This window comes from Gemella haemolysans ATCC 10379 (assembly GCF_000173915.1).
GTDB lineage: Bacteria > Bacillota > Bacilli > Staphylococcales > Gemellaceae > Gemella > Gemella haemolysans.
On record NZ_ACDZ02000009.1, the window covers coordinates 81,313 to 107,234 of the forward strand.

A 25,922-nucleotide genomic window follows, 5' to 3' on the forward strand; every position below is an offset into this window, starting at 1 on the left:
TTTCTCAAATTTATTCCATCCTTTTATTATACCATATTTCATAATAGAACAGAAGAAATGGAAGTAAAAAAGACAACCCAAATTAGGTTGTCTTAAATGATTTTCCAATAATAAATGGGAAAGTATTATTAATTATCTTAGCAATTAATTCACACAATATTATCGCTAATAATAACTCTACAATAGCCATTATGTAATTATTAACAAATATTCCTGTATACCTAGCGGCAAGTTGTTCCATAATTATGTCTAAAATATATAAAACTATCGGTGAGTGATATGCATAATATATCAATGTGTTGTTACCAATTCTCTCTAATATTGGTATATTTGGAATATTTTTGAATAATATAAAACTTGCCCAGATACCAAAGAACGCACCAACAAAATATAAGAAAGTCGAATTAATCTGTTGGTAATATAAATCTACTCTTGTGTTGTAAACTCCACATATAATACTTACTGCAGCAACCGGCAAAAAGTATACTAATTTGAAATAACTTTGTAAAGTAGTTAGATTTTTTCTTATTATATATCCTGATAAAATAAAAATAGTCGCATACGGTACAAGATCAAAACTCCAAATCAACCAAAATTCCATCGTATATAGTTTTTTTCCTAAACTACCACACAGTATAAGAACAATAAATACAATCATATATTTATATAATGTATCACTGTATTTTATCGCAAAATAACAAACCAATTCCGCTAGAAACAACACATTTAAAAACCAAAGTTGATAATAAATATGCATTCTATCTGCTACTATCATTGCTTTTATAAAATGTATAATATCTATTTTCAAAATAAATTGCGGTTGCAAAATAAATGATTTAATAAAAAATATAGAAATATTCATTAAAAAGCAAGGTATAACTATAGTTTTAAATTTTCTAGCAAAGAATTCAAAGAACGATTTATACTTGACTACATTTAAAGTCATTCCAGATAAAAAGAAAAATAAAGGTATATGGAATATATATAGTAATAATTTCACCTTGGCTGGAGTGTATCCCATGTGACCAGCTATTACTAAGATTATGCAAAAAGCCTTCAACATATCGATATATTTAATTCTCTTACTACTCATTACTTATCACTCCTTAAAATATATATATTCATATCATTTGAAATATCACTTTCTTTTACAAAGTAAACGTCCCTATCATAATTTTCTTTAAACAGTACTCTGATTTTATCGAAAGAACTAGAGCCCTTGGGTAAAATAAATTTAATATTATCACTATTTACCGCACTAGATAGTATATTATTCGTATCTTTAACTCTAAAGCCTTTTAGTTTATTATGATATTCAGGCGAGAATGTTTGCCAGGTTCCAAAAGTTATTATATTTTTTGTTAACTTATCTGTCTCAACAAAAACCTTACTGACATTAGGTTGCGAACTAACTAAGTTTCCGTATCCTGAAATAATATATAAATTTTCTTTATTGTTGACTAGTACATTGTTATAAGCCTTATTAAAATCATAAGAGTGATAATTAAACCAATACAATTCATTTTTTCCATATTTCCATATAGAGCCCATTAATAGTATACATAAAATTGTAAAGATAACATTTTCTAGATTATTCAATAATTTATAGTTTCTTTTTATAAACAACTCATTCCCATATACAATAAAGATAAATAGAGCTAGAATAATGATAGGTATATAAACTCTCTCTACTACCCTTTGCCTAACTATTAACGCCGTTAGTAGAGCTAAAGGACTCAAAAATAGCAAATATCCATAATAGCTTTTAGATTTATAAAAAATAAAAACAAGGAGTACAAAAAATGTAAACAACTTATAAAACTCATTAGAAAAGTAATCAAGTATTATCTTTTTAATCGAAAAATTATATTTTTCTGATACAGATCTTACTCTATCAAGATTATCTAACAGCTCATTACTAAAAATTTGTTTTTCTGAGAGTATCCAAGAATTATGACTTGCTAATGTATTTTCGGTAATACCTATCTTATCTAGACTTTCTTTTTTTACAGAATAATCAATAGCAGGATAGTCTCTAATCAAAGTACTCTTTTCATTCCACTCTATATATGATTTTTCTACATCATTATTTTGTATAAATAACCAATTTGTTAAACTTACAATAAAAATTGTACTAATTAAAATACCTGTTTGTTTTACCTTTTTACTTTTAATTAATTCAAATATAATTATCGCTAAACATATTACTAAAAGACTGGGGATTATTTGAACTCTAAGAGAGATACCGATAAATATAAGTATAATAGGAAAAACTATGTTTTTTTCTTTATAAAGTAAAAATATTCCGGAGATAGATAACAAATAAGCAACCACAGAATATGTAAAATATTTTAATAAAGCAAACTCTATTACTAAAACTATTATCCATAAAACTATTTTATATTTTCTATCTCTCATCAGATAAAGCAAACATGAAAAACTTATACTATACGCTGATACTAAAAAAACGAAGAAGATATTAACATTTGAAAATAAACTTTGTGATATTACTAATATCTTAGTTAATATTATTCCCATGTAGGGAAGTAACGTATATTCTTTATTTAAAATTGAATAATTAATTGTAACATCATCAACAGCATGATAAATATATCCATATAAATATCTATACAATACTACAATAAACAATGGTATACCAATTGAAATTATTAGCGATATATTTCTCTTTACCACTTATCTCCCCCCTTCCCTTAAAATATAATATTCAAAATTCAATAATACTAGTATAATACTATAATTAAAAGGTTTTTTCAAATTATAGCTGATTTTACTTTCCCTATACTATACTATTATATTTTTTTATGATATATTGTTACTAATATAATTTCTTCGAGGTTTATTATGAATTTTTCAAAACGAAACATTAATATAGATATTATTAAAACATTTTCCCTACTATTAGTTATTGGTTTACACTTTTTTCTATACACAAAATTTTACTCTGTAGATTATACACTCATTAGTATACCCTTCATTACTGTACGTAATATTACAATGACATGTGTTCCTTTGTTTATTGTTGTTACTGGCTACTTAAATAAGGATAAAACTTGGAATAGAAAATATTATTTAAATATTGGTCGTATTTATCTACTATATTCACTTGCTATATTTATTTTAACATTAGTAGACAATAAATATGCTATTAATACAATTTTATTTAAAACTACTCTTATTAATATCTTAAATTATAAATACTACGGATGGTATATTAATATGTATGTAGGTCTAATGTTAATCGCACCTATTATTAATATATCTTTTAAAAATATGACAGATATAACTAGAAAGCACGCAATGTTAAATATTATATTAGCTATATCTATACCTGTTACCTTATTAAATTTATTTTATGGTATTAGATATTCTATCTTAGGTTATATTTTACCAAATTGGTGGTCTCTTACATGGCCTCTTTTATATTATATTATAGGGGTATGTTTCTCATATAATAAAAATATATTAAATAGAAATTCTAAGTTTACTTTAGAATTAATTGCTATAACAAGTATATTGTCAGCTTTAGTTTATTACAAATTTCAGATATATGTTGAATCTGGACTTCACATTAATATCTTCATTGTAATTATCACAACATGCATCTTTTCATGGTTGCTTAATCTAGATATTAATATACCCGAGAAAATTAAACCTGGTATAATATTCATTTCTAATAACACATTATTAGCATATCTACTTTCATATATTGTAGATAATATTACATATCCTTTTGTAAATCAGATTACTAATATGAACATGAGGTTCAGTATGTTCCCAGTGATAGTAGTCCTGAACTTCATACTGACTTTAATACTTGTTATAATCGTAAGAATTATCTTATCAGCACTTTCTAAATCTATAAAATTTGTAAAAAGATAGTTTCACATTATTGTGAGATTATCTTTTTACAATTTCTTCCAAATATAAAACAAAAACTCGAATCTAGATTCTTCCAGACTCGAGTTTTATTATTTAGTTTACATACCGCGGCGATTAATAAAAGTAATTTAGCTTACATATTCAAAAGAAGAGATACCTTCTTCACAACATAATCAGCTCATCACCTTTTGATCTTCTCTACTTAATATTAAAATTCTTAAGTACGATACTAAATGTTGTTAAATTGTGTAGTAATGCTAATAAGTTCGATGGCAATACATTTATTAATCCTAAAAATATTAGCGAACTATTAATCGATACCGTACTCTTAACATTGTTGCTCATTTGAGCTCGTAGTGTTTTAGAAACATCTGACAGTAATAATAGCGAGTTTAGTGAATCTGATTTTAGGACAACATCACTAATTTGTTTTGAAAGATCAGCACTTTCACTCATAACAATACTCACGTCACTTTCTGATAATGCCGCTGAGTCATTTAGACCATCACCTATCATTAGAACTCGACGTCCCTGTTCTTTTTCACTCTTAATATATTCAAATTTCGTGACTGGTGTCATACTTGTATGTACTTCATCAAAAGTTACATCTTTTAAAATTTTCTTCGTTCTAAGTTCATTATCCCCTGTTAAAAGAACTACCTTTTTACCTCTATTTCTAAGCTCGGTTAACACTGCACCAGCTTCATCTCTTAATGGGATATCTACACAGAAAATTGAGATTAATTTTCCTTTATATCCTAAGAATAATAGGTTATATTGTTCTTGTTTTTCGGCTATAATTTGTTCTTGCTCAGCAGTAACAACTACACCTTCATCTTTTAGCAATTGTCTACTTCCAATAACTACTTTCTCTCCGTCGATATGAGATATTATTCCTTTTGAGGCAATGTGATATAACTCTGTATGCATCTCTTCATGCTCGATTCCATCTTCTTCCGCCTTACTTACTACAGCACTGGCAATCGGATGATAGATGTGCTCCTCTAAACATGCTCCAATTCTAAGAACTTCTTCATAAGAATATTCATAAAATGGTAGTACTTCTTGAATATATGGTTTAGATACTGTGATTGTTCCTGTTTTATCAAAAACAAATGTATCTATATCCTCATATTTATCAAGAGTTACTGAATTTTTTACCACAATTTTCTGATCAATTAGGTTTTTTATAGTAGTTAGATATGCTACAGGTGTTGATAATTTCAATGCACATGAGTAATCAACTAGTAAAAACGACATCGCCTTCGCGAATGACCTTGTAAATAAATACGTTAGTCCCATCGCTAAGAAGTTGTATTTTACTATACTGTCGGCTAATTTGATATATTTGTAATGATATGTGTCTTCTCTACTTTCAGAATCTTTCATCAGTTGAATTAAATGTTGGATACGACCATTAACTTGTGGATTCTCTACTTTTAGCTTAATCTCACCGTTAACAACTATCGTGTTAGAATAAACTTCATCTCCAATATTCTTCACAATCGGGAAACTTTCTCCTGTCAATGAACTTTCATCAACACTAGCTCCCCCACTCATCACAATACCATCAAATAGAATTTCATTTCCTTCTGAGACTAAAATTATATCGCCTTTTTTTACTTCTGCACAAGTTATTTTTCTATTACCTTCTTCTTCAACAAGCCAGATTTCTCTATCCATAGAAGTTAGGCTTTGTTCTAGTACTTTTACAGATTTTTTCTCAGACCAGTTGTTCAAAGATTCTCCTAATTCCAAAATGAACATAATAGAACTTGCCGTTTCACGAGCTCCCGTCGCTAATGAGACTAGGATTGCTGCAGAATCCAATGTTTCCATGGTAACTTGCTTGCGACATAATAATTTTAGTGTATCTTTTAAATACCCTGATGCTTTCCACCATGTGTGAATAGCTCTAAGTGGAAGTGGCACGAATAATTTAGACATTGCACGCCAAAACAAGGCATCTACAATTATTGAATAAGGACTCTCTTCAGCTATCACAACTGGATTTTCATAACAGTCCTTAACTCTTTCTTTATCTACTAGTTTAAAGAATTCTTGCAAGCAACTGTTGCAACCATCTTTAAACATAACGACAAAAGTGTACTCATCTTGATAAAAGTCCACTTTTTGTATGTTTTCGATTTTTGATGCCTGTTCTTTAAAATATACTTTTACATCTGGTGTCAAGCGAAAATCAGCTCTAACTCTCGCTCTCGCACTAGAAAGATGTAGTATTTTAAAATCCATCTTATTTTTCCTCTAATTCTTGAAGATTGCTTTCTCTTTTTTCTTTTTCGTATAAGTCTTTAGCATCCGCTACAACATCATCAGCATGTTGCTTAATGTTTGATACTGTTCCTTCTACTCCATCTTTTGCTTTATATAGTTTTGATAAAACAACTGAGTACCCTTTTTTCGCATCTTTACTTGATAAAAGTTTAAGACCGAAAGTCCCGAATGCTACTCCTCCTGCGAATACTCCTGGTGTTTTAAGTGCTGCTTTTGCAACTTTTAATGCTTTGATTGACATATTTAATTCCTCCTTATATACTTTATATTTATATTATTATATCACTTTAAAAATCATATGTAAATCCTAATATATCAAGCTTTAATTAATATTCTTTGACATTCTAAAACCTTTATATTCTGAAAATATTTCCACTTAAAACATCACTTGTATAGTCAAAAATTTAATGTTTTATTCTAACTTAACTACTTTTGAAAATTTGCATTATCTTAATGTTTTACAATATATTTTACCTATATTTCGTAATAATTTAACTCTAAAAACACCATATCTCATAAATTTTCACCAGGAAAACTTAAATTTCCAAAGAAATATTTCTTCTCTTTACTGTAGTGAACAAACTTGTTTATTAATGTAAAATATATCATTATTTTTTATAATTCACTCGAATTTCAATCATACAATACTGAATATTTGAATAATGAATTAATAATATTCAAATAAATATTTTTATCAACTCAATACTTAATTTATGTTATAATAACAATGTTGAAGAAAGTGAGGCACTTGATACACTCAAGACACTTTCGGATTAAAGAAACATGTGAAAAATGAAAAAAGTGATTTGTACTAGATGAAGTTATTAATTTTTTAAAAAATTATTCGTACTGGACTTACATATTGCTTTTGAATAAAGAAATCTTATTAAGTGTTTAAAAGTGTAATCCACTCCTGTTGAGATTATTACTTTTGAATATAAAAACTTATTAAAATAGATAAATAAGGAGAAACCTATGATTTATATTATTGGACTTGGACCTAATGATAGTTCAAACATTAAGGAAAATATTAAACAACTTTTACTAGATAACACTAATGCAAAGGTTATTGCGCGTACTAAGGAACATCCTGCGATTTTTTTCTTGGAGGAGAATAATATCGCGTTTGAAACTTGTGACAGATTTTATACAGAAAGTGAAAATTTCGAAAATACATATAACGGTATTGCAAATTATATTCTTGAAGTTGCTGAGAATAACGATGTAATGTATCTTGTTCCTGGGCATCCTATGGTCGCTGAGCTAACTACTCAACTTCTAATAAACAGTGGTAAAGATGTGAAAATCGTTGGTGGTGAGAGCTTTTTAGATTCTTGTTTTAACGCGGCAAAGTTCGATCCTGTTGAAGGATTTGCACTTGTTGATGCCACTGCACTTGAAACATTAAGACAGGTTAATCCACTACAACACCTACTTATTACTCAATGTTACGATGATTTAACTGCGGCGAATGTATCGGATGAACTTATGTCGTTTTATCCTTATAATCATGAGGTTACAGTTATTGAGCAGGCCGGTGCAGAAGATGAGAAAATTTACACTGCTCCTCTTCATGAACTTTCAGCTGCAGTTGGTGAAGATGTGAATAACCTACGTGCTTTATATATCGCACCGTTAAAAAATGGACTTAGCTTTAATATCAAAGACTACACTAAAGATTTCGATGAAAATGATGAAACTACAGAAGCTGATTTAGTAGAAAAATTAGAAAAACTTGTCACAGGTCTTAAAGCAAACTTAAACCGAGAAGAAGACTATACAAGTGATAATTCAAAATTACTAGCTGAGATTATTAACACGTCACTTGATTTCATAATAGCTAGCGATAACTATTACGAACTTAGTGACATTCTTTCTGAAATGAAAGCAGACAGACAAAAATAATTTTATAATAAGGACAATAATATGGATAAGGTATTAGCTTTTAGCAAAAAATTATTAAAAGAGGTTATTGATAAAAATTCAGTCGTTGTTGATGCTACAGCTGGAAATGGAAATGATACGTTATTTCTAGCGAAGACTTCAGCTAAAAAGGTCTATGCGTTTGATATTCAAGAATTGGCAATAGAAAACACTACGAGGCTAATCGAAGAAGCAGAGCTAACGGATAAATGTGAAATTGTTCTTGATTCACACTTCGAATTCGATAAGTATATAGATGATACAATTCGTGCAGTTGTCTTTAATCTGGGATACCTACCAAATGCAGATCATGATATTACTACACTAGCTGAGACGACACTTGCGACGATTAAAAAGTTCTTATTACACCTAGAAATTGGCGGAAGAATTGTTATTGTTGTCTATTGGGGACATGAGAATGGTAAAGTAGAAAAAGAAGCATTGTTAAATGAACTTCAAAATCTCGATCAAAAAGAAGCTGAAGTATTGGTTTATCAATTCATTAACCAGAAAAACAACGCACCATTTATTATTGCGATTGAAAAGAGAAAGGAAATTTCATGCGAGAAATAGAGATAGAATTTAAAAACTTACTTACAAAAGATCAATATGCGTCACTATTTGAAAAATATGACTTAAAGAATTCTGAAGAAATAATAAACAAAAATTTCTACTATGATGATGCAGATGAAAGTTTCAAAAAAATCGGAGCAGCACTAAGAATTCGTTATACAAATAAAAAAACAGAAATGACTCTTAAGGTAAAAGGTGATACTCAAAATGTTGAGATAAATGTACCTCTTGATGAAAGATATCCAAAAGAGCCAACGGTACTGCCGATTTTACCGAACGAAATTATCACAGAGCTAGAGCGAATGAACGTGAAGATTAAAACTCCAATGCTGATTCAAAAAATTGAGACACTAAGACACGAAATCACTTTAGAAGAAGGCTTATTGGTGCTTGATAAGACAACATTTATCAATGATATCGTCGATTATGAATTAGAATTCGAGACAAAAAATTACGAAGCAGGATTAGTCGCATTTGAGAAATTATTAGAAGAAAACAATATAGATAAAAATCCTGCTAAACCAAAAATAGCAAGAGCTATTGAGTATTCAAAACGATAAAACTAAATAAAGACTTAAAAAACAGCGCTCCATCAAGTTCGGGGCATGGGAAAAAATCATACTAGAAATCTAGGCAGCATTTTGCTGCTTAGATTTTTTCACCTATCATATGAAATTTGGGATAATTCGACAAAATCGATTTCTCTGAAATGACAATTTTCGAGTTATTTCCTGACATAAGGGGATTTTTATTATAACCTATTGTAGGTACAAGGTGCACTCAAACCTTAATTCCAAAATGGAAATTTTGACTGTTTTTTCCATTTTGAACTCTCTTTTTCTTCCCAAAATGGAAATTTCAACTGTTTTTTCCATTTTGATCTCTCTTTTTCTTTCCAAAATGGAAATTTTGACCATTTTTTCCATTTTGAACTCTTTTTTTCTTCCCAAAATGGAAATTTCACCTATTTTTTCCATTTTGAATATGCTATAATTATTAAAAATAGAGTAAAGTAGGTGATTTATATGAATAAGTATTATCCACTAGAAAAATTATTTCATATGAATTTTGATATAGAAAACGAATATAACAATAGAATCCATTCTCCTTCTACTTCTGTTACTTCGCTTAAAATCAATCCCTTTATTAAGGGAGAAAGAAAACCGGAAGAGTATCCATTATTTATATACAACTCTGCAGAATTGATTTTAATTCTAGAAAAAATTTATACTAATAGTGCCGAGATTATTGCCAAACAAAGTGTACTACCAGAAGCTGCACGAGAAAAGTTTATTAATTTGTTGCTTATCAACGAACTTCAAAGTACTAATGAAATCGAAAGTATTCATAGTTCTAAAAAAGAGATTAGCGAAGCACTTTCTAAAAAAGATAGTGATTCTCCTAACCATAGACGTTTTTCTGGTATGGCCACATTATATTCTTACCTTGACAAAAATGTTCAAATACTTGAACCTAAAGATTTCAGAAAAATTTATGATGTTCTTGTTGGAGATGATGTTTCAAAAGAGGATATTTTGGATGGGGAAGTTTTTAGAAAAGGTAGAGTAAGTGTCTATGCTGGGAATGATATCATTCATAATGGTTTAGCAACTGAAGATGATATTAACAACGGACTTGCTGATTTAATTAGATTTATGAATTATGACAACTTGCCAAAACTATATAAAATTTTTATTGGACACTACTATTTTGAATACATCCATCCATTTTATGATGGAAATAGTCGTGTAGGCAGATACTTACTCGCCAAATCTCTTACGAGTGTAGTAGATATATTTACGGCAATTACTCTTTCATATAGCATTAATAGAAATAAAAATAAATACTATAAGAGTTTCGAGAAAACATCACACCCCTTAAACAAAGGTGATATGACTCTATTTGTTAAAGAAAACTTAGAACTTTTAGTTTCAGGTCAAGAACATATATTATCTTTCTTAACAGAAAATATTGAAAAAATGTTTATAGCTGAAAATTATATTAACTATAATATCGATGATGGTAAACTTAAAAATATACTATTCCTACTTCTACAAAGTCGTTTATTTAGTGCTAAAGATGCTTTAATAACTCATGATGAAGTGTCTAATGTTTTAGGAATTTCTAAAAGAACCTTAAATAAATATTTAGAAGAAAATGAAGATAAGATTACAGTGATTAAGAAGAATCCAAAAATATATACGCTTAGTGAAGACTTTCTAGCTAAAATATTTGAATAAAAAAATCTGGGAAACTATGAGCCGATTCGATAAAATCGATTTTGAGTCACTCATTCTCCCCAGATTTCTGGTTATATAATAAATTCGGGGCATGGAAAAAATTCCAGCCCCGGATTTATTATTTTTGTATATACAACTTTTAGAAAATCAAATTCTCTTATCTATTCACTTTCTTGTATAAACATAAGTCAAAAAGTTTCTATATATATATCGAAAAATAAATCTATCCTATTCTTCTTTGAACTTCACACCGTTATCTTTCAGTTTTTTGATAATACCTACTCCGATACCATCTAGTTTTTTCAGTTCCTTTTCTGTATAACATTCGATAATTTCTTTATTATACAATTCTGCATCGATAATCTTGTTCAATTGTTTTTCCATACCTTTAAAGACAGGATCTTCTTTCATAGCTTCTTTAGATGCAGTCTTACGTCCTTCAACAATCAGGCTTTGTTTTTTCTCTATATCTTGTATATAGAATTTCTCTAATAATTCGTAATGATATTTATTAGTTAAATATTCTTTAGCAATGCCTGCTGAGAATTGCATTTCAAAAGATTTTTCCTTATTAGCACCTTTCACATTACCGGAAGTTCCTACTATATAATCTAGAACTTTTTTGAATCCGCCTTTAAATATATTCCCTGCGTACTTGTTAAGTTTTTTAAGTTTAGTCATATAGTAATGTGCTTCATCAAATCTTTCTTGATTTATGCTAAAGATACTTAACAATAACAATGTAGCTTCCGAATCTTCATAGTCAAAGCAATCGATATGATCCATCAATGAACCTTCTCTATCTAGGCGAACATACATAAGTGTCAAGAGATCTATAACTTCATGGAAATCACTTGGATTCGCCATCAGCATAAGTTCATACAGTTTCGCAGCTTCTTCATTCATACCAGCCTTACTATAATATTCAGCCAGAACATCCGCTATTATCATCTGTTCAGCATCTTCATCATTATCTGAGTACATAATATCCTCTTCCAACTCTACAGCCCTCTCTAGAGCATCTTTATTTTCCTCATGAAGCTCACGTAAGGCACTTATTTTATCAACGACACTCATATCTCCTTTATCTATCGTATCAACAAGATCGCTAAGAGAAGCATCTATCTCATAACCTGAGTCAACCAAATTGTAAATACGCTCAAATACCTCCGTAGCCTCTTCCTTACTAGAAAAATGCTTCCCTTCAGTTTTCAAAAACTCTTTAAGCAATATTTCAAATTCTCTATCATGTTTTGCCATAAGTCATCCTCCATAAGTTTCATCTAGATATCAAACTCACTATCATCAGCGAACATTACACCGTTTAAATGTAGGTTTCTGATAGTCCCCTTACCTAAACCTTTTATTTTAAGAAATTCTGACTTCGTAATTTTCAAGAAATCCTCTTTTGTTAATAAAAAGTTCTCATGCATAATTTTTAATTCCGTATCTCTAATTGCCATAAATGATCTATCACGTTTCATATCAGCAACTGTTATTTCTTTACGATCCGCATACTTATCCAGTTCATCTCCAATTACATATTCACTTTCTCTCACATGCATAAGGAAATCGAAGTAGTACTCTTTACTTATGAAATAATCGAATTTTATAACTGTATTAAGCGCATCTAGATACTTACAATCATCATCTGTACTGAACTCTATCAGTTTAGGATTAGCAATTCTATCTAGTACATCCGAAATGTATTTATTATTTTTTATCAATTTATTATAGAATGCAACTGCCTCTTTCTCCTCACCTTGCATCAAGTGATAGAAAACTTTTGATAATAAAATTACATCATTATTTTTACCACGTTTACTCAAAAGTTTATAGTAATGATTAAGCATTGTGAAATCATTTAATATTAGACTAGCCACGATAAAATTATGATACATCGGCACTAAAACTTCATCAGCCATATCTAAAGCCATATAAAAAGGTTGATAGGCATCCCAAACTTTATTGTAGAGCTTATTTCCTAAATAAAATTCCGCAAGGTGGTGGCAAACTATTAGATGAAGGTAGTTAATCGGAAATAGTTTACCCTCGACATAACCTTCTTCAAAGGTGTATACTTCATCTTTTAGGCGTAGTAATGCTAATTCTATTTCATATTCTGTACAATCTTTACTAACAATTTTCCAGACTCCAGCATCCACATTATACTTAGATAAAGCTATTGCATCTTCAATATAAATCGCGTACTTAGGATCATCAATATTCTCAATAAATTCTGTAAAAAGTCTCATCGATTCCTTAAAATCGGATTCAAGCTCTTTAGAAGAAAATTTAATCCTACTATAGCCATGATTAAGCTCGAAGTCTCTATATGTTTTGTTCCTTATTCCTGTATATCCCTTTCTATCGACAGGAAATTCTATAATTTTTTTATTATTCATGTCTGCCCCCTCCTTTTTTTCTTGAGTAAATCTATAAAATTTACAGAGATTTTAATAATCAGCTTTTGTATTAAAATTTTTATAAAATTCACCCTTCCTTCAACTTTATTCTACACTATATTTTAATATAATACAAACTTAACAATCAGCAGATTGATAAATAAGAAGAATAAAAAATAATTTATAATAGTTAACATAAATAAAAAAACTTATCTCATACTTAATAAGATAAGATTCTTTATAACCTTTCTTAAGATAAAACAAGGGAAGTAGCTAGCCATTTTAACTCAAAACGCACATACCTCACTTGCATGTGAATATTAAATATTAATATAAAAAGCCAATTGAAGAACCAGTTCAATTGGCTTTCGTGATGAAATTTGATAGACATTTCCCATTCACTTTCCTATATTTTACCGTATACCTTTTCTTATTGTCAATTAATTCGAAGAGTTAGACACTTATTTCCCTTCTTGTTAACATAAACTTAAGAATATAACTTTCATTATAATTATAAACAGAAAACCTTTTCTTGCATTATTTCTGGTGCTATAATAAAGGTAGGCTACTTGCCCGGAAGGGAGGTGTTGGTATGAATACTAGTATTTTGCAAATTCTTGTTAATATATTATCCGGAGTCATTCTTCTGATAATTGAATATTATTTCCTAAAAGATAACAACAAGAAAAAGTAGCCATTTTAGGACACGACGCATACTCGTCACTTTGTATGTGAATATTAAATATTAATATAAAAAGCCAATTGAAATAGCAGTTCAATTGGCTTTCGTGTTGGAATGTACTAGTATCTTGCATTCACTTTATTACATATTAACATACCTAAGCTCTATTGTCAATTAATTCGAAAGGCTCCTCCGTTACTCTATCAACTCTTATTACTGCCCATTTTTAGCGTAATTAGCTTCTACTGCTTCTTTTTGTTCTTTCCACCAAGATTCGTTTTCTTCATACCAACGAATAGTATCAGCTAGCCCTTGACGGAAGTTTGTGAACTGTGGTTTCCATCCTAATTCTTCGCGTAATTTTGATGCATCTATCGCATAACGTAGGTCATGTCCCGCACGATCATTTACATGTTCATATGCATTCTTATCTTTCCCCATTAGCTCAAGAATTAACTCAATAACAGTTTTATTGTCCTCTTCTCCATCAGCACCTATTAGGTAAGTTTCTCCTATTCTACCTTTCGTTAAGATAGTCCAAACCGCTGATGAATGATCCTCTGTATGAATCCAGTCCCTTACATTCTTACCTTCACCGTATAGTTTTGGTGTTATTCCTGATAATATATTAGTTATCTGTCTTGGGATAAATTTCTCAATATGTTGATATGGTCCGTAGTTATTTGAACAGTTTGATATAGTCGCCTTAAGTCCAAAAGAACGTACCCACGCTTTTACTAGTAGATCTGATCCTGCTTTTGTTGATGAATATGGGCTTGATGGATTATAAGGTGTTTCGGCTGTAAATTTCTCTCCAACTCCTTCACCTTTTCCTGGTAAATCTTCACGCAATGGAAGATCTCCGTATACCTCATCTGTAGATACATGGTGATATCTAACATCATACTTACGACACGCTTCGATTAAAGCATATGTTCCAATAATATTCGTATGTAAAAATGGATATGGATCTTTTAGGGAATTATCATTATGAGATTCAGCTGCATAATGAACTACTGCATCAGTCTTACTAACAAGTTTATCTACCAATTCCGCATCTGCGATATCTCCAACAACTAACTCAAATCTATCTTCTGGAAGTCCAGCAAGATTCTCCCTATTTCCCGCATAAGTCAATTTATCCAGAACAGTCACATGGATATCTGGATGGTTATTTATAATATAATGTACAAAGTTAGAGCCGATAAATCCAGCCCCACCCGTTACTATAATATTCTTCATCTTTTTTACCTTTTAAAAAATATTTAACACAAGATTACTGCTATTTTCTAAAGCAATCTATTCTTCTTTTACCCTTCCCCATACTCAAAATCATTGCTCTTTTCAAATTCTTTGAATGTAGGAAGGTTTCTATCCTTATCTGAAATAATCGCTTTTGATAAATCAATCTGCCAATCAATTCCAAGAGCTTTATCATCGAATGCAATTCCTGCATCTGCTTCTGCATTATAATAATTATCACACTTATACATAAAGTTAACATTAGGCGTTAATGTCGCAAAACCGTGAGCAAAACCTCTAGGAACTAGAAGTTGCCTTCTGTTATGTTCTGAAAGAATAAAGCTCCCCCACTGACCATATGTAGGGCTCCCTTTTCGAAGATCCACAACCACATCTAGTACCTCACCAGTTACTACACGAATAAGCTTCGTTTGTGCTGCATTTCCTCTTTGGAAATGTAATCCACGAACGACACCAGCTTCAACAGATAATGAATGATTGTCTTGAACAAAGTTAAAATCTATACCTAGTTTTTTATACTTTTCTTCAGAATAACTCTCCATAAAGAAACCACGTTCATCTTCAAAAACATCTGGCTCTATTATTTTCACATCTTTTAATTTTGCATCAAAAACCTTCATCCCAAACTGCTCCTATCTCATGATTAGACAAATTCTTTTCACTCTTAATTATACTGTATTTAGTGGTTTATTTCTAATGGAAATAATAACTAAATAGCAAAAAATAATTAATAAATATTGAAATATACGCTAATGAAAGACAACATATTTATACCACACACATAATATATATTATAAACCAAATTATATATTACCGATTTACATAAATAATAAATTAATATATAGGAGTAGTGCTTTGAAATTTAACTACTATTGTAAAAACTATGAAAGAGTATATTATTTATCTGTTTCAACAGGATTTTATATATATTCCAAAGTAATATCAAAAGATTAGACAAAAAAATATTCTGTATGATATAATTAAAACCTAAAGTACAAGGAGGTGAAAACATGGAAATCATCGGATATTTAATATCCTTAATCTTACTTTATGGTTTAATATATAGTACCTTAAGATTATCTAATTTTATAACAGATTATTTGACTAATAAATACTATAAAAATTCAGTTCAAAACACATCTTTAAATAAACAAAAGATAACTCTAAAGTCTATAGAACAATCTAAGAACTACTATAATTTCCTTATATCATTTACAATTAAAAACTTAATTCAAAATAATGTAAATCATTCAAACATAGTTGAATTATTCAAACTACTTAGAATCTCATCACTCTCTTCATCATTTAGTACAGTATTGAATAAATATACAATCAGTGATTTAAATATACTAAAATATAAACTAAAAGAAGATTTGAAAAATAATAAGCCCCTATTTGAAAATAAACTAGCGAAAATTATTTTAACAGCTATTACTTCAGAAAAATTTATCCCTAAGTTTACTGATCTTCTAACCAATAGTCGTTATGGAATATTGGGAATCACAGCAATAATTTTTATAATTAATGAGTATATAAAAAGAAAAAAGGAAATATTATTAAAACATGAGTACGTAATTTCAGAAATAGATAGAATAATTCAACTCAAATCTAAAATCAATAAAAAATCTTAAGAAAGAATCAGAGAAAAAATACTAAAAATGATACATCTAGATAAAATTATATCGACCTATAAAAGTTAATCATATTAATATAACTTTTATAGGTCAATATTTTTTACAAAATATAATTGTTAATAAAAAATAAACAATACTAGGATTCCTAAATGAAGGAATATACTGAAGTATGCATAAAAAAATATCTAGAATATTATAATAAAGGTAGCAATAAAAAGAAATTAAGACAGATAATAATATATTCGTGTATAGTATTTTTTATTTTAAATCTATACCGTAATCTTTTCTGTTATTTATTCAATTATTTTTTATATCTAGCTTAATCTCATTATTCAATGACTTTAGAAATATACATTCTCCTTTACAAATATTAAGTGCTCTATTACTAATAATTTTTCTTTTCATAATATTTTTATCTTCATCCTCTACTTCACAAGTAAACAGTTTATAATTCAATATTTCAAGTAATATATTAACATTAAAGTGGCTGTGGCGAATACATAAAAAACCTAAAGTAAGAAAAAGGAAAAGAAATAAAACTACCTGATCCCACTTTGTAAAATCAAAAGCAAATAGGGGTACTATATAAGACAATATATATTCAGATGTTATAGTTTTTTCAGTTTTCACATTCTTAACCACAACCCTCGTACTTCCTTCTTTTGATTTTTCAGAGAACGTAAGTTGCAGTACTAATAAAGAAATAAAACTTATTAATAAAATGATACAAATGCTTATTCTCTCTGTCCACAAGTTATTGGTGTTTTCAGATAAGCTTTTAATATCAATAAAAAGTATTGAAATCCATAAAGGAAAAAATGAGGTGAAGTACAGACATATTGATACAAATTTAGACATTTATTCTCCTCCTATTCCCATTTTTTTGCTCCCGATACTTCTATAGGATTGTTATCAAACGGCTCAATCATACCTCTATCACATAATAGTTTAACAAGTTTATCCGCAGCACCTTGTTGATTCATATCAAACTTATCTCCATCAAGAGGAATCTTAAACTTTTTACCAATTTTCTTTCTCATAACATCATCTTTTAATTTATTCAAGTGCGATTCATTAAACGAAACAAATTTTCTTGGGTTATGACCAGAACTTGCAGCTTTTCTAAATATTTCAACATCATTGATTATATTTGAATCTATAATATTAATAATTTGCTTTGCACAAATAGATTTGTATGCTCTTTCCATATTAAATAACTTCTCTCCATCAAGTGTAAGCATATAAATAATGTCATCTATAATCACAACATCAATAAATGTTCTTAACGATATAACCTTGTTAGAAATTTCTTTAAACGTACCATTAGCATACATATATTTGTGTTTTAATGCTGTAATGGGATTTTTCATTGAAATCAATTTTATAGATAATTCCTCACCATCAATGATAACTACACCCTTAAGAACATAAGCCTTGGCAGAAAATTTCAGCGGATCAAGCTCAGAATCTGGATCCCCGATTGCTTTAATTAGTTCTGTATATTCAGTTAAAATTAACTCATTATTACTATTTAACTTATATATTGTATTAGAAAGAGTAGATCCATCATACTCTCTTACATCTTCAAACTTCTCTTCCAGTCGTCCTTCTGAAGAACAATATATACTAGAAATCTCAGTTAGAAAATTTTTAAGTGTACCTTTCGGAGACAAAGTAATCTCTCTACCACAATACCAAGTTCCATTTTTCTTTGAAGTTTTTATTTGTAGAAGTTGTAACGACCAAGCTTCACAAGTTGTTAAATTTTCAAATACACTCTTTAGTTTATCTATCGACATTTAAACACCTCTCTTAATAAGTTATCTTTTCTTAATTTTATCTCTTTAAATTTGTTATTCTTTCCACTCTTTTATTTTTTCATAAACATCTTTTTTAAATTTACCCAATGATTTATTTATAAGTTCTTCGTCTGGGGTAAATACTACATCACCATAAATTAATTCATCAATTTTTTTCTCGAGTTCAAAACCTTCTTCTGGAAATATTTTTTTTAAGAATTCTCTATATTCAGAACCAAATTTCCGTTCTCTTTCCACCATCTCCTTTATTTCAATATCATGGATTTCATAAGCTTCATCTAACCTCAAAGTAATGACATCTTTTTTTAATTCTTCTATATTATTTTTATCCGTTACATTACCATTCAAATCGTGTATAAAATCAATCTTATATCCATCAACATCTTTAGTTATATCAAATTTTATTTTATTTGTATTATCCCTTAAAAATGGATTTATTTTCAATTCTTTTGTCCATTTAATCCTATTACAACTACTACAACTTGGGATAAAATTATATAACGAAATTGCAAACATAGGATATTTATTTTTATTATAAATATGATCTATCTCTGAACCAAGAGCTTTCCCTCTATTATTAACATAATTTCTATTACAGTATGGACAAACAAGTAATCCCTTACCACCAAAATCTATAAAATTTCGAACCATAAGCGTATTAATTTTTTCTGGTTTTCCGGCTACATCAATTACTTTTGATAAGTTGTATAAACTTTTTATACATTCCCAATTCCCGGTATTATTATCTCTATTCTGATAAACATATTTCTCCATATCCTCAGGTTTCATTAAAAGCAGTTCTTTAAAATACTCAAAGAAAGTGTTAAATTCTTTACTATAATCTTTTCTAAATAGCTCTATAATTTGACTACTTCTTTCTTTTATTATACTATCAACATCAGCTATAAAATTATTATCACAATTCTCCATTTTGTCATTAGACATTACTCGCAAATATTCTTTTATTATATTATCCTGTGTCATTTTATTATTAAGAATACTATTCTTATACACTTTATCTTTTTTTGAAAGTTTAGTTAACAAATAACTTCCTTTAATTTTGTGTTTTATAACATTTTCATTTGCTTTATTACTTTTTTTGCTTTTTTTGCTTTTTACATCTATCCTATCTATCTCATTTATATACTTACTAAACATAAATTTAACATAAGCATCTATAAATTCTTGTGGATAATTTGGTATTTTCAAATACATCATTAGTTCACTTCCTCCCCAAGTTCACGAAGTTTGTTTTCAAGTTTTCTAATTTGATTTTTAATATCATCAGCCTCTGGATTAACAGCGGGAAAAGCCCTAGTAAATAATTCATAAAGTTGGTTAGACATTATCTTCTCCCCTATAGAATCAATAATCTTTTTGGCTATTTTTTTAGCATCTTCCTCATTTAAATTAGAGTATAAACTTTCATCGCCAAGATTTTCTAATTTTCCATCAATTTTAAATCTTAAGTATTCTATCGTATCTTGAATTTTTTGGTAAGCATATTCACCTATAAACTCATCTTCATTTAGAAAGAATGCATTTTTAAAAAGTGAATATATATTTTGACCAAAAGTTCTATAATTATATATCTCCCTTCCTTCAGGAAGAAATATTATATTTTCTTCAAAAATATCCGATAAGAAAATTGGTGAATGTGTTGTAATTATAATTTGCAGATGATTTCCTTCAAAAATTTTTTCAATAATAGGTAATGCTGTACTTATCCACTTTCTTTGCCATCTAGGATGCAATCCAAGATCTACTTCATCTAAAAGTAGCAAGTAATTTTCTTCATTTACTCCTGATGCTTTTCTACTCTGTAAAGCTATTTTTGCTGAATACAAGTTAGAAAAAGTCTTTAATAATGCTAATTCTCCCGAACTCAATCCTCCCCACTTCATTTCTAAAAATTGATTAAGATTAATATTTTCCAACTTAGAGATATTTTCTATTAATGATGTTAATATTTCAAAATCCATATTTATTTCGTCTAGTTTAGACAATAAGCCTCCAATATCTTCTAAAAGTTCAATTTCATCATCATGTACTCCAAGCTCTCTCAATCTATCCATTACTTTTTGAGGAATTAATTTAAGTTTTACAAAATATCCATAACTCTTTAACTCAAAGTAAGAAGTATAACTTATTGCTTTAGCTACTCGAATACATGGAGTTTTTACAGTCTCCCAAAAATCCTTCCATGCTTCAAAGTCATTATTATCAATTTCTTTATGAAATATATTGATATTTTCTAGATATTTAGAAAGTTTATCATTAATTTCAATTGACGGTGGTAAAACTTTTTCCCTACCTATTAATGCCTTTAATCTTTTTATAATACCCTCTATACTAGATTTATATTCATCATTTTCTCCCTTATTGAATCTTATATATTCAAAGTATAGATTTATTATATAAATACTATGCCATACCTCTATCCAAAATTTACTATTTCTATCTCCTAACTCTATATTCGGTACATCCTGTCGTAATCCTCCTATACTATACTCATATGGTAAAAATTTATCTTTATCGACTCCAATTGATTTGTATTGTAAACTAATTTTTGATTGATTCTCTAACTCTGATGCATTCTGTAACTTTGATGCATTCTCTAGCATTGAAAGATGAAAATTTAAAAGATGCTCATATTTTTGAGGCTTAGGATTATCATAGTCAATATCAATCATATAATTTATCAAAATAGAATAAACAGCAACTAACATATCATTTATAAGATTTTTTTTGCGCTCTTCTATGTTAAGGCTATCAACATCAGATATATATTCTAGTTGGTTACTGCTGTTAGGCAGTCTTTCCCCTTCAAAATCTATCGTTACTCCTTTTTTCGTATAATCTACAAACTTTCTAATTTCATCCTTAAATATATGAACAAATTTTACTTGATTTATCGTTTCCCAAAATCTAATATCTTCTTTATTTTTTATATCAAATAATTTTAAACTATTATTTATATTCTCAAATTTAGATGAATCAATCCGATAAGAACTATTAGAATTATCTATATTGTAATATTCATTTGCATTTGAAAACTTAATAATTTTCCAGGATTTCTCTGAATTTAACAATAAAAAATCATGCTTATATTCATCCTCATGCTCTAGTGCTATATTTTCTTTAAAATGATAAGGATCATTAACTAAAATTTGATTTCCCTTCTGATAAATCAAACAAATTGAACTTCTAAAACCAAACCTAAAAAGATTATTGATTAACATTGTTTTTCCAGTTCCATTCTCTCCAACTATAACAGTTAAATCTTTAAATTCTTTAGTATATGGAATTTGAAAAATATCCTTTTTCACTATCCTAAAACGGTACTTATTAGCACTATCCTGTAAATGTACATCATCTTCAACAATTTTTTCTACCTTAATATCTGGAAGGAAATTTATTACTTTGTATTCTCTTTCTGACTCTTTGTTTTCCATTTCTTTTTTAAAAAAGTCATCTTCTTTTTCCTTTTTTAAAACATTATCTTCTTTTTCCTCTTTTAAAAAGTTATCCTCTTTTTTTTCTTTTAAAGAGTTGCCTTTTCTTTTTTCTACTTCTTCTATTAAAGCAACTAATCTTACTTTATTTTTTTTACCCATTAATCTTTCCCCCATAGTACTGTTATATTATATTATTCTACTATAATAGAATATCTTTAGTAAAATAATTAGTAATACATATTCTAAATAATATTTATTCAAAAAAAATCGGATTGATTTATCATCAAACCGATTAAATTCTATAATTTTAAAAGCTACATAAATATTATAAATCTAATATAGCCAAATCCTGCTTCCTACTTAAGCATTGCCTTCATCTCTTTGATATTAACAGTTTTTAGTAAGAATATCATTCCTAGATAACTGATACCACCAACTGCAAGGTAAATTGCAAGTTCGATAATTCCGTCTAATCTTAATGTCATTTTACATGACATCACGGCTCCGAATATTACAAGAGATGACAATATGATTTTTGCTAAATCTTTATTAAACAATAGTTTCTTGTTAATAATATTACGGCTATAATACCACTGAATAGCGAATACTAGTATTTCAACAACTACAGATGTTATACTCGCTCCAATATATCCGAAAAATGGAATAACGGCAATATTAACAGCTACACTGACAAAGGCAGGAATCGTCGTCGATAGCATGTACTCCTTATTTTTATTTCTAACCACCAATACTTGAAAACCTAGAATATTCGTCCAACCTACAAACATAATGTTAAACACGATAACATACAGAACATACTTAACATCTTGGAAGTGTTGTCCTAAGAATAATTTAACAAACACTTCATTTACCGCAATAAGTCCAAACATCATCGGGAAAATTATAAGATTGTATAAAATGAATGAGAATTTTACCATATTTTGTGCTTCTTTATCTCTTCTTTCTGAAAGAAGATTCGCAACTCTTGGCAACATAACAGCCCCCAATGAGTTAACTACTGTAAGAAGTATACTAATTAATTTTTGTCCTTGTTCATAGATTCCAACATCTGAATACGATCCTAGTAAACCAAGTAAAGTTCTGTCTAATACGACATAAAGTGATATTGCGACCTGTGGTAAAAATAACAGTATAGTAGGACGCATGTTTTTCTTTATACCCTCTAAATTAAAAGTTGGTCGATTTAAAAACTGCTTTGCAGGTATCCACATTACAAATTGTCCTAAGAAATCAAAGATTACAATTAAGAATACATAAAGATATAGATCCTCACTACTTTTAATAAAAGTGAAGATACTTATTACTCCTGTCACTTTGACTACAGTATTTCTCAGTGTAATTTTTTTAAAATCTTCTTTCCCTAAAAATAACCATGAGATATCTAGCATCTTCGTGAGTAGCACAACTCCTAAGATTAATGAAATTGTTGTACTCATTTGTGAAATACTGAATACCGCTATTAAGTAGACAGACAACGCTAACAAACTTGCGACAAACTGAATTGCATAGATATTCCAAAATGTACTATTCACATCACTCGCAGCAGCTATTTGCTTCGTACCATATATACCAATCCCTAACATCGCAAATAATGAGAAATAACTCACTATAGAATTATAAAATCCGTAGTTCCCTAGATCTTCACTTGTAAAAATTCTCGTAACATACGGGACCGTTATTATCGGTAATATTATCGTTAATATTTGATACGAAAGATTATATAAATAATTTTTTATTACTTTCATTATATTTCCTCAGCATATATGTGAAACTCCTAAAAACAGGAGATTTCTAAATTTTATTACTAGTATTAGTATACGTAATTTATAGCTATATTTCAACTATTTTTGTATTAATATTAGTTATCAATATTTTTTGAAATTCTAATCTTTCATGTTATAATTAATAATGATTAGTAATAAATTTTACATTATTTTAAAGGAGCGAAAAAATGATATACGCAGGAATATTAGCTGGTGGAACAGGAACTAGAATGGGGATAAGTAACATGCCAAAACAATTCCTAGAATTAGGTAAAAAGCCAATACTTATTCACACAATTGAGAAGTTCTTATTAGAGCCTGAAATCGAAAAAATCGTAGTCGGTGTTCATGAAGATTGGGTATCTCATGCTGAAGACTTAGTTGAACAATATGTTTCAGCGTTTGCTGATAGAATCATTATTACACCTGGTGGGGTTGATAGAAATACAACGATTGAAAACATCATTAATAGAATTAATGAATATAAACCTTTAACTGATGAAGATATTATCGTAACTCATGATTCAGTTCGACCATTTATTACACTTAGAATTATTAAAGACAACATATGTCTAGCTAAAGAAAGTGATGCAGTAGACACAGTAGTAGAAGCTGTAGATACAATTGTAGAAAGCACTAATGGAGAATATATCTCAAGCATTCCAAACAGAGCTCACTACTACCAAGGTCAAACACCTCAAAGTTTCAAATGTTTAGATTTCTTGAGTCTATATAACTCATTAGACAAAGAAGAAAAACAAATACTTACAGATGCATGTAAGATATTCGTTATAAAAGGGAAAAAAGTAGCACTAGCTAAGGGAGAATACTCAAATATCAAAATAACTACAGTAACTGACCTTAAGATAGCTAAGAGTATGCTAGAGGACGAATAATATGATAAATCAAATATATCAATTAATTAAACCGAAATTTATTAATGTAAAATACAACGAAGAGAACATAAACGATGGTGACAAAATCATCATTCGTCCAAACTACATGGCACTATGTCACGCAGACCAAAGATACTACCAAGGAAAAAGAGATCCTAAGGTACTAGCTAAAAAACTACCGATGGCACTTATTCATGAATGTGCAGGTATAGTAATTGCAGACCCTACAGGAACATATAAAGTAGGACAAAAGGTAGTAATGATACCTAACCAACCACCAAGACAAAGTGATGAAGAATTCTATGAAAACTATATGCCAGGAACACACTTCCTATCAAGTGGTTTCGATGGTTTTATGAGAGAGTTCGTAGCTTTACCTAAAGATAGAGTAGTAGCTTATGATAATGTGGAAGATTCTGTTGCGGCTATAACAGAGTTCATAAGTGTTGGAATGCACGCAATGGATAGATTCTTAAATAATTCACATAGTAGAAAAGAAAGAATAGCGATAATCGGTGATGGGAGCCTAGCTTATGTTATGGCGAACATAATAAACTACACTCTTCCGGAGTGTGAGATAATCGTAATAGGTCGTCACTGGGAGAAGTTAGAACTATTCAGTTTCGCAAAAGAAAGATACATTACTGATGAAATACCTGAAAACTTAACTTTCGATCACGGTGTAGAATGTTGTGGTGGTGATGGTAGTGGATATGCGATAAATGACCTAATCAAGTACATCAAACCACAAGGAAGCCTAGTACTAATGGGTGTTAGTGAATATAAGGTAAATATCAATACACGTGATATCTTAGAAAAAGGACTAACGCTAATAGGTTCATCACGTTCAGGTAGAATCGATTTTGAAAAAGCTATTGAGATGCTGAGTAAAAAGAAATTCGAAAGAAGATTCAAGAATATTATTGAACTTGAGCAACCTGTGAGAAATATTAAAGACATTCATAGGCTGTTTATGATTGATTTAAATACTGCATTTAAGACTGTTTTCAAATGGGAAATATAGGAAAACTGCAATACTTGTTTAACTT

The 25,922-nt window shown here is 29.0% G+C and carries 22 protein-coding genes; 8 read left to right on the forward strand and 14 right to left on the reverse strand.

Annotated elements, in window-relative coordinates:
- Positions 1 to 82: 82 nt before the first annotated feature.
- Together GEMHA0001_RS04100 and GEMHA0001_RS04105 are read right to left on the reverse strand one after the other, a co-directional pair.
- Complete coding sequence (locus GEMHA0001_RS04100; protein WP_003144463.1) at positions 83 to 1,093, reverse strand: acyltransferase family protein; 1,011 nt, start codon at positions 1,091 to 1,093, stop codon at positions 83 to 85.
- Positions 1,093 to 2,418, reverse strand: coding sequence for a hypothetical protein (locus GEMHA0001_RS04105; RefSeq protein WP_248657381.1), 1,326 nt, complete (start codon positions 2,416 to 2,418; stop codon positions 1,093 to 1,095). The genes GEMHA0001_RS04100 and GEMHA0001_RS04105 overlap by 1 nt, the downstream gene beginning before the upstream one ends.
- A gap of 444 nt (positions 2,419 to 2,862) precedes the next feature.
- Between GEMHA0001_RS04105 and GEMHA0001_RS04110 the strand changes: the two genes are divergently transcribed.
- Positions 2,863 to 3,900 (forward strand): acyltransferase family protein, encoded by a 1,038-nt coding sequence (locus GEMHA0001_RS04110; RefSeq protein WP_003144643.1) that lies wholly within the window; start codon positions 2,863 to 2,865, stop codon positions 3,898 to 3,900.
- A gap of 198 nt (positions 3,901 to 4,098) precedes the next feature.
- Here GEMHA0001_RS04110 and GEMHA0001_RS04115 read toward each other — a convergent pair whose 3' ends face one another.
- Complete coding sequence (locus GEMHA0001_RS04115) at positions 4,099 to 6,153, reverse strand: heavy metal translocating P-type ATPase (RefSeq protein WP_003144489.1); 2,055 nt, start codon at positions 6,151 to 6,153, stop codon at positions 4,099 to 4,101.
- A 1-nt stretch (position 6,154) separates the two neighbouring features.
- On the reverse strand, positions 6,155 to 6,436 hold the full coding sequence (locus GEMHA0001_RS04120; protein ID WP_003144604.1) for a DUF6110 family protein: 282 nt from the start codon (positions 6,434 to 6,436) through the stop codon (positions 6,155 to 6,157).
- 734 nt (positions 6,437 to 7,170) lie between these two features.
- On the opposite strand from GEMHA0001_RS04120, the gene GEMHA0001_RS04125 reads away from it, so the two are divergent.
- Genes GEMHA0001_RS04125 through GEMHA0001_RS04135 form a run of 3 tightly spaced genes read left to right on the forward strand, consistent with a single transcriptional unit; the run spans position 7,171 to position 9,251 of the window.
- Positions 7,171 to 8,100, forward strand: coding sequence for an SAM-dependent methyltransferase (locus GEMHA0001_RS04125; RefSeq protein WP_003144454.1), 930 nt, complete (start codon positions 7,171 to 7,173; stop codon positions 8,098 to 8,100).
- 21 nt (positions 8,101 to 8,121) lie between these two features.
- Positions 8,122 to 8,691, forward strand: coding sequence for a tRNA 5-(aminomethyl)-2-thiouridylate-methyltransferase MnmM (mnmM, locus tag GEMHA0001_RS04130; RefSeq protein ID WP_003144538.1), 570 nt, complete (start codon positions 8,122 to 8,124; stop codon positions 8,689 to 8,691).
- A complete protein-coding gene (locus GEMHA0001_RS04135) occupies positions 8,679 to 9,251 on the forward strand; it encodes a CYTH domain-containing protein (protein WP_003144472.1) in 573 nt (190 codons plus the stop codon). Before mnmM ends, GEMHA0001_RS04135 begins: the two co-directional genes overlap by 13 nt.
- Positions 9,252 to 9,449: 198 nt before the next feature.
- Here the strand turns inward: GEMHA0001_RS04135 and GEMHA0001_RS08955 are convergent, their stop codons facing one another.
- Complete coding sequence (locus tag GEMHA0001_RS08955) at positions 9,450 to 9,668, reverse strand: hypothetical protein (RefSeq protein ID WP_126512467.1); 219 nt, start codon at positions 9,666 to 9,668, stop codon at positions 9,450 to 9,452.
- A 48-nt stretch (positions 9,669 to 9,716) separates the two neighbouring features.
- Here GEMHA0001_RS08955 and GEMHA0001_RS04140 point away from each other — a divergent pair, with 48 nt between their 5' ends.
- The gene (locus tag GEMHA0001_RS04140) at positions 9,717 to 10,931 is read left to right on the forward strand and encodes a Fic family protein (protein WP_003144634.1); all 1,215 of its coding nucleotides are present in this window, start codon (positions 9,717 to 9,719) and stop codon (positions 10,929 to 10,931) included.
- A gap of 228 nt (positions 10,932 to 11,159) precedes the next feature.
- Here the strand turns inward: GEMHA0001_RS04140 and GEMHA0001_RS04145 are convergent, their stop codons facing one another.
- From GEMHA0001_RS04145 to rfbC, 4 genes are all read right to left on the reverse strand, one after another.
- On the reverse strand, positions 11,160 to 12,191 hold the full coding sequence (locus GEMHA0001_RS04145; protein WP_003144495.1) for a hypothetical protein: 1,032 nt from the start codon (positions 12,189 to 12,191) through the stop codon (positions 11,160 to 11,162).
- Positions 12,192 to 12,214: 23 nt separating this feature from the next.
- Entirely contained in the window at positions 12,215 to 13,336 is a 1,122-nt protein-coding gene (locus tag GEMHA0001_RS04150) for a hypothetical protein (RefSeq protein ID WP_003144526.1), read from the reverse strand.
- Between the two features lie 895 nt (positions 13,337 to 14,231).
- Positions 14,232 to 15,260, reverse strand: a complete 1,029-nt coding sequence (gene rfbB, locus GEMHA0001_RS04155; RefSeq protein WP_003144608.1) for a dTDP-glucose 4,6-dehydratase — start codon at positions 15,258 to 15,260, stop codon at positions 14,232 to 14,234.
- Positions 15,261 to 15,328: 68 nt separating this feature from the next.
- Entirely contained in the window at positions 15,329 to 15,901 is a 573-nt protein-coding gene (rfbC, locus tag GEMHA0001_RS04160; protein WP_003144523.1) for a dTDP-4-dehydrorhamnose 3,5-epimerase, read from the reverse strand.
- Between the two features lie 390 nt (positions 15,902 to 16,291).
- Between rfbC and GEMHA0001_RS04165 the strand changes: the two genes are divergently transcribed.
- Positions 16,292 to 16,912 carry a hypothetical protein gene (locus GEMHA0001_RS04165; protein WP_003144576.1) on the forward strand — a complete coding sequence of 207 codons (621 nt, stop codon included), beginning with the start codon at positions 16,292 to 16,294 and terminating at the stop codon, positions 16,910 to 16,912.
- Positions 16,913 to 17,212: 300 nt separating this feature from the next.
- Here GEMHA0001_RS04165 and GEMHA0001_RS04170 read toward each other — a convergent pair whose 3' ends face one another.
- The 5 genes from GEMHA0001_RS04170 to GEMHA0001_RS04190 form a co-directional block, all read right to left on the reverse strand.
- The gene (locus tag GEMHA0001_RS04170) at positions 17,213 to 17,773 is read right to left on the reverse strand and encodes a hypothetical protein (RefSeq protein ID WP_003144469.1); all 561 of its coding nucleotides are present in this window, start codon (positions 17,771 to 17,773) and stop codon (positions 17,213 to 17,215) included.
- An 11-nt stretch (positions 17,774 to 17,784) separates the two neighbouring features.
- Entirely contained in the window at positions 17,785 to 18,714 is a 930-nt protein-coding gene (locus GEMHA0001_RS04175) for a Kiwa anti-phage protein KwaB-like domain-containing protein (protein ID WP_003144635.1), read from the reverse strand.
- Between the two features lie 54 nt (positions 18,715 to 18,768).
- A complete protein-coding gene (locus GEMHA0001_RS04180; RefSeq protein ID WP_003144537.1) occupies positions 18,769 to 19,953 on the reverse strand; it encodes a hypothetical protein in 1,185 nt (394 codons plus the stop codon).
- Positions 19,953 to 22,352, reverse strand: a complete 2,400-nt coding sequence (locus GEMHA0001_RS04185; protein WP_003144484.1) for an AAA family ATPase — start codon at positions 22,350 to 22,352, stop codon at positions 19,953 to 19,955. The genes GEMHA0001_RS04180 and GEMHA0001_RS04185 overlap by 1 nt, the downstream gene beginning before the upstream one ends.
- Before the next feature lie 197 nt (positions 22,353 to 22,549).
- Positions 22,550 to 23,959: an oligosaccharide flippase family protein gene (locus GEMHA0001_RS04190; RefSeq protein WP_003144519.1), complete on the reverse strand. Its 1,410-nt coding sequence runs from the start codon at positions 23,957 to 23,959 to the stop codon at positions 22,550 to 22,552.
- A gap of 206 nt (positions 23,960 to 24,165) precedes the next feature.
- Here GEMHA0001_RS04190 and GEMHA0001_RS04195 point away from each other — a divergent pair, with 206 nt between their 5' ends.
- Both GEMHA0001_RS04195 and GEMHA0001_RS04200 read left to right on the forward strand, forming a co-directional pair.
- Complete coding sequence (locus GEMHA0001_RS04195) at positions 24,166 to 24,873, forward strand: IspD/TarI family cytidylyltransferase (RefSeq protein WP_003144474.1); 708 nt, start codon at positions 24,166 to 24,168, stop codon at positions 24,871 to 24,873.
- A gap of 1 nt (position 24,874) precedes the next feature.
- Positions 24,875 to 25,897, forward strand: coding sequence for a ribitol-5-phosphate dehydrogenase (locus tag GEMHA0001_RS04200; protein WP_003144498.1), 1,023 nt, complete (start codon positions 24,875 to 24,877; stop codon positions 25,895 to 25,897).
- Positions 25,898 to 25,922: the final 25 nt, after the last annotated feature.

Coding starts and splice junctions, on each gene's coding strand:
- GEMHA0001_RS04165 (WP_003144576.1), top strand. CDS start 16,292: ATGGAAATCATCGGATATTTAATATCCTTAATCTTACTTTATGGTTTA.
- GEMHA0001_RS04125 (WP_003144454.1), top strand. CDS start 7,171: ATGATTTATATTATTGGACTTGGACCTAATGATAGTTCAAACATTAAG.
- GEMHA0001_RS04195 (WP_003144474.1), top strand. CDS start 24,166: ATGATATACGCAGGAATATTAGCTGGTGGAACAGGAACTAGAATGGGG.
- GEMHA0001_RS04100 (WP_003144463.1), bottom strand. CDS start 1,093: ATGAGTAGTAAGAGAATTAAATATATCGATATGTTGAAGGCTTTTTGC.
- GEMHA0001_RS04200 (WP_003144498.1), top strand. CDS start 24,875: ATGATAAATCAAATATATCAATTAATTAAACCGAAATTTATTAATGTA.
- GEMHA0001_RS04115 (WP_003144489.1), bottom strand. CDS start 6,153: ATGGATTTTAAAATACTACATCTTTCTAGTGCGAGAGCGAGAGTTAGA.
- GEMHA0001_RS04140 (WP_003144634.1), top strand. CDS start 9,717: ATGAATAAGTATTATCCACTAGAAAAATTATTTCATATGAATTTTGAT.
- GEMHA0001_RS04120 (WP_003144604.1), bottom strand. CDS start 6,436: ATGTCAATCAAAGCATTAAAAGTTGCAAAAGCAGCACTTAAAACACCA.
- rfbB (WP_003144608.1), bottom strand. CDS start 15,260: ATGAAGAATATTATAGTAACGGGTGGGGCTGGATTTATCGGCTCTAAC.
- GEMHA0001_RS04150 (WP_003144526.1), bottom strand. CDS start 13,336: ATGAATAATAAAAAAATTATAGAATTTCCTGTCGATAGAAAGGGATAT.
- GEMHA0001_RS04180 (WP_003144537.1), bottom strand. CDS start 19,953: ATGATGTATTTGAAAATACCAAATTATCCACAAGAATTTATAGATGCT.
- GEMHA0001_RS04110 (WP_003144643.1), top strand. CDS start 2,863: ATGAATTTTTCAAAACGAAACATTAATATAGATATTATTAAAACATTT.
- GEMHA0001_RS04135 (WP_003144472.1), top strand. CDS start 8,679: ATGCGAGAAATAGAGATAGAATTTAAAAACTTACTTACAAAAGATCAA.
- GEMHA0001_RS04170 (WP_003144469.1), bottom strand. CDS start 17,773: ATGTCTAAATTTGTATCAATATGTCTGTACTTCACCTCATTTTTTCCT.
- GEMHA0001_RS04145 (WP_003144495.1), bottom strand. CDS start 12,191: ATGGCAAAACATGATAGAGAATTTGAAATATTGCTTAAAGAGTTTTTG.
- GEMHA0001_RS04185 (WP_003144484.1), bottom strand. CDS start 22,352: ATGGGTAAAAAAAATAAAGTAAGATTAGTTGCTTTAATAGAAGAAGTA.
- GEMHA0001_RS04190 (WP_003144519.1), bottom strand. CDS start 23,959: ATGAAAGTAATAAAAAATTATTTATATAATCTTTCGTATCAAATATTA.
- GEMHA0001_RS04175 (WP_003144635.1), bottom strand. CDS start 18,714: ATGTCGATAGATAAACTAAAGAGTGTATTTGAAAATTTAACAACTTGT.
- GEMHA0001_RS04105 (WP_248657381.1), bottom strand. CDS start 2,418: ATGAGAGATAGAAAATATAAAATAGTTTTATGGATAATAGTTTTAGTA.
- GEMHA0001_RS08955 (WP_126512467.1), bottom strand. CDS start 9,668: ATGGAAAAAATAGGTGAAATTTCCATTTTGGGAAGAAAAAAAGAGTTC.
- mnmM (WP_003144538.1), top strand. CDS start 8,122: ATGGATAAGGTATTAGCTTTTAGCAAAAAATTATTAAAAGAGGTTATT.
- rfbC (WP_003144523.1), bottom strand. CDS start 15,901: ATGAAGGTTTTTGATGCAAAATTAAAAGATGTGAAAATAATAGAGCCA.